Source organism: Mesorhizobium sp. (assembly GCF_004962925.1).
Taxonomy (GTDB): Bacteria; Pseudomonadota; Alphaproteobacteria; order Rhizobiales; family Rhizobiaceae; genus Mesorhizobium.
In genome coordinates, this window is record NZ_SUEO01000135.1 from 1 (window position 1) to 6,915 (window position 6,915).

Below are 6,915 nucleotides of genomic sequence, written 5' to 3' on the forward strand. Positions count from 1 at the left end.
GCCTGAGCAGCTCGTCGGCGCGCCGCGCCCGCTCGTCCGGCCGCACACCGCGCAGCCTGAGAGCAAAGGCGACATTTTCCCGGGCGGTCAGCCACGGAAACAGCGCGTCGTTCTGGAACACCACGGCCCGGTCCGAGCCGGGCGCGGTGATCGGCCTGCCGCCGATCGTGGCGCCGCCGCGCACCGGTTCGACCAGACCGGCGGCAACATTGAGCAGTGAGGTCTTGCCGCAGCCGGAGCGGCCGACCAGAACGACGAAGTCGTGCTTGGCGACATCGATCGACACGCGCTCGACGGCTGACGCCGGCTGGCCGTCATAATGGACAGAGACTTTATCGAGCACGAGATGCGTCATGTGGCCTCGCAGAACCTTTGAAGAGAATCCGCCTGCCCCGAAGCCGCTCCTCGTCAGCGGTTCGGGGCAGACAGCACGCGGCGTCAGGGAAGGAGAACCGCGCGCGTTTGGCGTCAGTTCGAGGCAAGCGCCTCGCTGACATATTTCGACGACACATATTTCGAATAGTCGGGCAGCACGGCGTCGACCTTGCCCTGCTCCTTGAGGAAGGCGGATGTCGCCTCGACCGCCTTGACCGTGCCGCCGCCGAGGAATTTCTCCGAGGCCTGCTCTCCGAGCGTCGGGAAAACATAGCCCTTGAGCAGCAGCGGCACGTCGTCCAGCTTGGCGCCGGTGAGCTTGGCGATCTTTGCCGCTTGTGGCGACGACACCGACCAGGCGTCCGGCTTGGCCAGGAACTCGGCATAGGCCGCACCAGTCACCTTGACGAAGTCGCGCACCGCTTCCGGGTTCTTCTCGGCGAAATCGGTGCGCACGATCCAGGCGTCGAAGGTCGGCGCGCCCCAGGCGGCGACCTGTGAGGAGTCCACCACGACCTTGCCGGACGTCTTGATCTGGCCGAGCGCCGGATCCCAGACATAGGCCGCGTCGATGTCGCCGCGCGCCCAGGCCGCCGCGATCTCCGGCGGCCTGAGATTGAGGATCTCGACCGATTTCGGATCGACGCCCTCATGCTTCAGCGCGGCAAGCAGGCTGTAATGCGTCGTCGAGACGAAAGGCACGGCCACTTTCTTGCCGGCGAGGTCGGCGACCTTTTCGATGCCGGCGCCGTTGCGGGCGACAAGGGCTTCGGATTCGCCGATCAGGCCGACGATGAAAATGGTCTGGATCGGAAGCTCGCGGCTGGCCGCGGCCGCCAGCGGGCTCGACCCGACATAGCCGATGTCGACCGAACCGGAAGCGACGGCGGCGATCACGTCGGCGCCGGAATCGAACTTCCGCCAGTCGATGGCCGCCTTGGTCGTGCTTTCATAGACGCCGTCTGCCTGCGGCACTTTCGAAGGTTCGACCACCGTCTGGTAGCCGATGGTGATCTTGAGGTCTTGCGCCTGGGCCGGGCCGAGGAAGGCGGCGCCCGCCAGGGCTGCCGACGAGAGGAGAATGATGCGTCGTGAAATGGTGGACATGAAAGGCTCCTTGAAAAGAGAAAACCGGACTGCCTTTCATACTCATCTAATTCTATCGTTCTTGTAGAGTTAAATCCTTCCAACGGCGAAGGGTTTGGTGGAAAAAAGCTGTCGGCGACGGGCTGGCGAGCGGACAGAGCGGCTGCGGCGGGGTCGTTGCAACAGGTGCACTAGAACCTTGGATACGAGCTTCGTCATCCCAGGGCGTAGCGAACGCGAAGCGGAGCGCAGACCCTGGGATCCATGCCGTGACATCAGTGCGTCGCTATGGTGCAGAACTTTCTTTGATGCCGGGAAGCAGCGGAAGGGCAGCCTTCATTCTGCGCCGCTGCACTCCTCGGCGACCGTCACGGCATGGATCCCAGGGTCTCCGCGACGTCGCTTCGCTCCTGCTTCGCCCTGGGATGACGAAGCCATTAGGGCCAACGCTAATGGCAGACCTTGCAGATCAGGGTTCGACGCTGACCGGTTGCGACCGGCCACAATCGGCACGCACTGGAATTCCCCATCAGGCCATCGGCCTAAAAAATCCATGCTTCAAACAGCCGACGAAATGGAACCTCATTCCCTGTCTTGGCGCGTAACTATAGTATTCTTATCGACATTAAGGAGTTGACGAGATGAGCGACCGTACCCACCGCACCCCGGCGATCGCTCGTGGCATCGGGCCACATGCTCCGATGCATGCGAGCTGCGTTTCTGTGTCCTCGGCGTCACAAGCCTGGCCCAAAATCGCTGCCACGGCTTGAAAACCAAGCAAAATCAACAGCAACCGGCTTGTATATCATGTCACTAGAAATTATGTGCCATACAAGCTTGGACGCGGTGGGGACCCACGCCAGGCGTTTCGCAACCGGTGGCCCTGCGCCATCGCACGACAGAGAAACGTTCGGTCTATGCTCACGAAAAAGGGCAAGTACGGCCTCAAGGCGCTCGTACATCTTGCGCGGCTGCCGGTTGGACAGCTCGCCTTCGTTGGCGATATCGCCACCGGAAACAACATCCCGAAGAAATTTCTCGACGCCATCCTCGGCGAATTGCGCAATGCCGGTTTCGTCCAGAGCCGCAAGGGCAAGGAGGGCGGCTATCGCCTGGCGCGGCCGGCGGATGAAATCAAGATCGGTCACGTCGTGCGCGTGCTCGACGGGCCGCTTGCTCCCATTCCCTGCGCCAGCCGCACCCGGTATCAGCGCTGTGAAGACTGTAACGAGGCGACATGCCAAGTCCGACATCTGATGCTGGAGGTCCGGCAAGCGATCGCCGAGGTGCTGGATCAGCGCAGCCTCGCCGAGATGCGCGATATCGCCGGCGAGGAAGACCTCTCGGTTGCGTTGGAAATCCAAGCCTGAAGCAACAAAGCCTGAACCAACAACGCCGGAACCAACGGCTCCCGAGACAATTGGTGCGCGCATGACCGGGCGCGCTAATTCAGTTATCATCGTCGGTGGCGGCGCCAGCGGCGTCGTCCTTGCCGCACATCTGTTGAAATCGCCCAATCCCGATCTCCGCGTCACGCTGATCGAAAAGCGTCCACATTTCGGCCAGGGCATCGCCTATTCCACGCTGCTGTCGGCGCATGTGCTGAATGTCAGTGCGGCCGGGATGAGCGCCTATGCCGACGATCCCGGCAATTTCTGGCGCTGGCTGCTTGAACGCGGCCTGGCAACCCCAGAGCAGGCGCCGGTCTACGCGCCGCGCAGTGTCTATGCCCGTTACCTCAAGGAACTGCTGGACGAACTCGAGGCCCGCGAGACGGGGCGCCTTCGCCTGATCCGCGAGGAAAGCCTGTCGATCTCGCCGACCGCGTCCGGGGTCGAGGTGACGCTGGCCAACGGCACCAGCGTCGTCGCCCACCTTGCCGTGCTGGCGACCGGACATGACGAGGAGCCGGGCGCCGGCCAGGGCCACGCGATCAGGATGGGATCGGAGGCCGACACCGCGCTGGACCCCGAAGCCCGAGTCCTGGTGCTGGGCACCGGCTTGAGCATGGTCGATGCGTTCCTGTCGCTCGAACAGCGCGGGCATCGCGGCGATATCGTCGCGGTGTCGCGGCGCGGCCTGCTGCCTTCGCCGCACCGCAAGGGCAATCCGATCAAGCTCGACGTTGCCGACATTCCGCTCGGCACCCAGCTCTCCTATTTCGTCGGCTGGTTCCGCGACCTGATCCGGGAAAACCAGAAGGCCGGCATCGACTGGCGCGACGTGGTCGATGGTCTGAGGCCGTTCAATCAGAAGATCTGGCAGAACTGGCCGTCTTCGGCCAAGCGCCGCTTCGTCGAGCATACCAAGGCGTGGTGGGATATCCACCGCCATCGCATGGCGCCGGAAGTCTATGGCCGTGTCACCGAGGCGGTCCAGTCGGGCCGCATCCGGCTTGTCGCCGGGCGCGTCGTCGACATCACGGCAGGCGACGAATTCACCGTACAGGTCCAGTCGCGCCACACGCAGCGTCTCGAAACCTTCGAAATCGCCCGCATCTACGATTGCAGCGGCATCGCCAGGGACATCTCGACCACCTCGAACAGCGTAGTGAGGTCGCTGGTCGACCGCGGGCTGGCCCGGCCGGATCCGCTGCGCCTTGGCCTCGACGTATCAGACAATTGCGAGGTCATCGCCAGCGACGGCACCGTATCGGCCAAGATCCTGGCGGTCGGACCACTGACGCGCGGCACCTTCTTCGAGATCGACGCCATTCCGGATATTCGCGTCCAGTGCGCGCGGCTGAGCAAGCGGTTGCTGGGGTGAAAAAGGGTTCCTTTGGTTACCCTCCCTTTCGTCACAGCAGTGCAGAAGACTTTGAGACGGTGCATCGACGAAGGTCTGGACCGCTGCATTCCTCGGCCCCCGCCACGGCATGGGTCCTCGGGTCAAGCCCGAGGATGACGAAGGTGCGGAACTGGAATCCCATTCCCCGTCTGGCCAATGGATTGGCACGATCTATCTTCTTTCAGACTGCAAACGGCTGGAAAAGAAGATAGGCTGACAGCCTGCCCAAGGCGGTCGCTTGACCATGGAGCATCAGCATGAGCGTGCACAAGATCGCCCCCTCGGACAGGACAATGTCCCGCCTGCGTCCGCCCTATGCGTCGGTTCTCGACCTGATCGGGCAGACGCCGGTCGTCGAGCTGACCAAATTCGACATCGGCAAGTGCCGGCTGTTCATCAAGCTCGAAAGCCAGAATCCCGGCGGCTCGATCAAGGACCGCATCGCGCTGTCGATGATTGCTGCGGCCGAAAAACAGGGCAAGCTGAAACGCGGCGGCACGATCGTCGAGGCGACCGCCGGCAACACCGGTCTCGGCCTCGCCCAGGTCGGCATCCCCAAAGGCTATCGCATCATCCTCGTCGTGCCCGACAAGATGTCGCGCGAAAAAATCCAGCATCTGCGCGCGCTCGGCGCGGAAGTGCGCATGACCCGTTCCGATGTCGGCAAGGGTCACGCGGAATATTACCAAGACATGGCCGAAAAGATCGCCGCGGAGCTGCCTGGCGCCTTCTATGCTAATCAGTTCGCCAATCCGGCCAATCCGCTGGCCCACGAAACCACGACCGGTCCGGAAATCTTTCAACAGCTCGATGGCGACGTCGATGCGGTGGTCGTCGGCGTCGGCTCGGGCGGCACGCTGACCGGGCTTGGCCGCTACTTCGCTGATGTCTCGCCGAAGACCGAGATGATTCTCGCCGATCCGGTCGGCTCGGTGCTGGCACCGTTGATCAAGACGGGCAAGATGATAGAGGCCGGGAGCTGGACCGTGGAAGGCATCGGCGAGGATTTCGTCCCGCCCAATGCCGATCTGTCGCTGGTCAAGAAAGCCTACTCCATCCCCGACAAGCAGAGCATGCTGGCGGTGCGCGACCTGCTTTCGAAGGAGGGCATCCTCGCCGGCTCGTCGTCGGGCACGCTGCTTTCGACGGCGCTTCGCTATTGCCGCGAGCAGACCGTGCCGAAACGGGTGGTCACCTTCGTCTGCGACAGCGGCAACAAATATCTGTCGAAAGTGTTCGACGACTTCTGGCTGGCCGAGCAGGGCCTTGCCGAGCAGGAGCAGCATGGCGATCTGCGCGATCTGGTGATGCGCACGCTCCGCACCGGCGATATCGTGTCTGTCGGCCCGGACGAAAGCCTGCTCAACGCCTATGGCCGCATGCGCCGTTCGGACGTCTCGCAATTGCCGGTGCTGGACGAGGGCAAGCTCGTCGGCATCGTCGACGAAAGCGACATCCTCGCCCAGGTCGAAGGCCCCTATGACAGCCGCTGGGACCGCTTCAAAGCCCCGGTGCGCACGGCGATGACCTCCACCCTGCACACGCTGCAGGCCACCCAGACGCTGGACGCGCTGCTGCCGGTGTTCGACCGCAACGAGGTCGCCATCGTCTTCGATGGCGACGAGTTCATCGGCCTGATAACCCGCATCGACCTGATCAACCATCTGAGGCGCGCCCGATGACCATCAAAGCCACCGTATCGGGCAGGAACCGCCTGGCCTTCTCGACGCGCACGATCCATGGCGGCCAGAGCCACGACCCGACGACGGGCGCGGTAATGGTGCCGATCTATGCGACCTCGACCTACGGCCAGCAGAGCCCGGGCGTCCACAAGGGTTTTGAATATGCCCGCAGCCAGAACCCGACCCGCTTTGCCTTCGAGCGTGCGGTGGCCGACCTCGAAAGCGGTACCAATGCCTTCGCCTTCGCCTCGGGGCTGGCGGCAATCGCCACCATTTTCGAACTGCTCGATTCGGGCGCCCATGTCGTCGCCACCGACGACATCTATGGCGGCACGTTTCGGCTGCTGGAGCGGGTGCGCAAACGCTCGGCCAATCTCCAGGTCGACTTCGTCGACTTCACCGATCTTGCCGCGGTCGAGGCGGCGATCCGCCCGGAAACCAAAATGCTGTGGGTCGAGACGCCGACCAACCCGCTGCTGCGTGTTGTCGATCTCGAAGCGGTCGCAGGGCTGGCCAAGCGCAAAGGCGTGATCTCGGTCGCCGACAACACCTTTTGTAGCCCCTATCTGCAGCGGCCGCTGGAGCTCGGCATCGACATATCAGTTCACTCGACGACGAAATACCTCAATGGCCATTCCGACATGGTCGGCGGCGTCGCCGTGGTCGGCGACAACAAGGATCTCGCCGACCAGCTAAAGTTCCTGCAGAACGCCATCGGCGCCATTTCCGGGCCGTTCGACAGCTTTCTGGCGCTGCGCGGCCTCAAGACCTTGGCGCTCAGGATGGAACGCCACTCGTCGAACGGCCAGAAGATCGCGCACTGGCTGGAAAGCCGCCCCGACATCCGCCGCGTCATCTATCCCGGCCTTCCCAGCCACCCGCAGCACGCCATCGCCAGGCGGCAGATGCACGCCTTCGGCGGCATGATAACGGTCGAGCTCGACCGCGACCTTGCCGGCACAAAACGCTTCCTCGAACACACGCA

6 protein-coding genes are annotated in these 6,915 nt (G+C 63.3%); 4 read left to right on the forward strand and 2 right to left on the reverse strand.

What is annotated here, in order from left to right; all coding sequences use genetic code 11:
• On the reverse strand, positions 1-355 hold a 355-nt coding region (locus E5W87_RS23355; RefSeq protein ID WP_292402862.1), incomplete at its 3' end, for an ATP-binding cassette domain-containing protein.
• A gap of 113 nt (positions 356-468) precedes the next feature.
• Positions 469-1,482, reverse strand: a complete 1,014-nt coding sequence (tauA, locus tag E5W87_RS23360; protein WP_292402865.1) for a taurine ABC transporter substrate-binding protein — start codon at positions 1,480-1,482, stop codon at positions 469-471.
• 896 nt (positions 1,483-2,378) lie between these two features.
• Between tauA and E5W87_RS23365 the strand changes: the two genes are divergently transcribed.
• The 4 genes from E5W87_RS23365 to E5W87_RS23380 all read left to right on the forward strand — a co-directional run.
• The gene (locus E5W87_RS23365) at positions 2,379-2,831 is read left to right on the forward strand and encodes an Rrf2 family transcriptional regulator (protein WP_292402868.1); all 453 of its coding nucleotides are present in this window, start codon (positions 2,379-2,381) and stop codon (positions 2,829-2,831) included.
• A gap of 61 nt (positions 2,832-2,892) precedes the next feature.
• On the forward strand, positions 2,893-4,227 hold the full coding sequence (locus E5W87_RS23370; RefSeq protein ID WP_292402870.1) for an FAD/NAD(P)-binding protein: 1,335 nt from the start codon (positions 2,893-2,895) through the stop codon (positions 4,225-4,227).
• 278 nt (positions 4,228-4,505) lie between these two features.
• On the forward strand, positions 4,506-5,930 hold the full coding sequence (locus tag E5W87_RS23375) for a pyridoxal-phosphate dependent enzyme (protein WP_292402872.1): 1,425 nt from the start codon (positions 4,506-4,508) through the stop codon (positions 5,928-5,930).
• A partial coding sequence (locus E5W87_RS23380) for a PLP-dependent aspartate aminotransferase family protein (protein WP_292402875.1) occupies positions 5,927-6,915 on the forward strand: 989 nt, incomplete at its 3' end. The genes E5W87_RS23375 and E5W87_RS23380, both read left to right, overlap by 4 nt.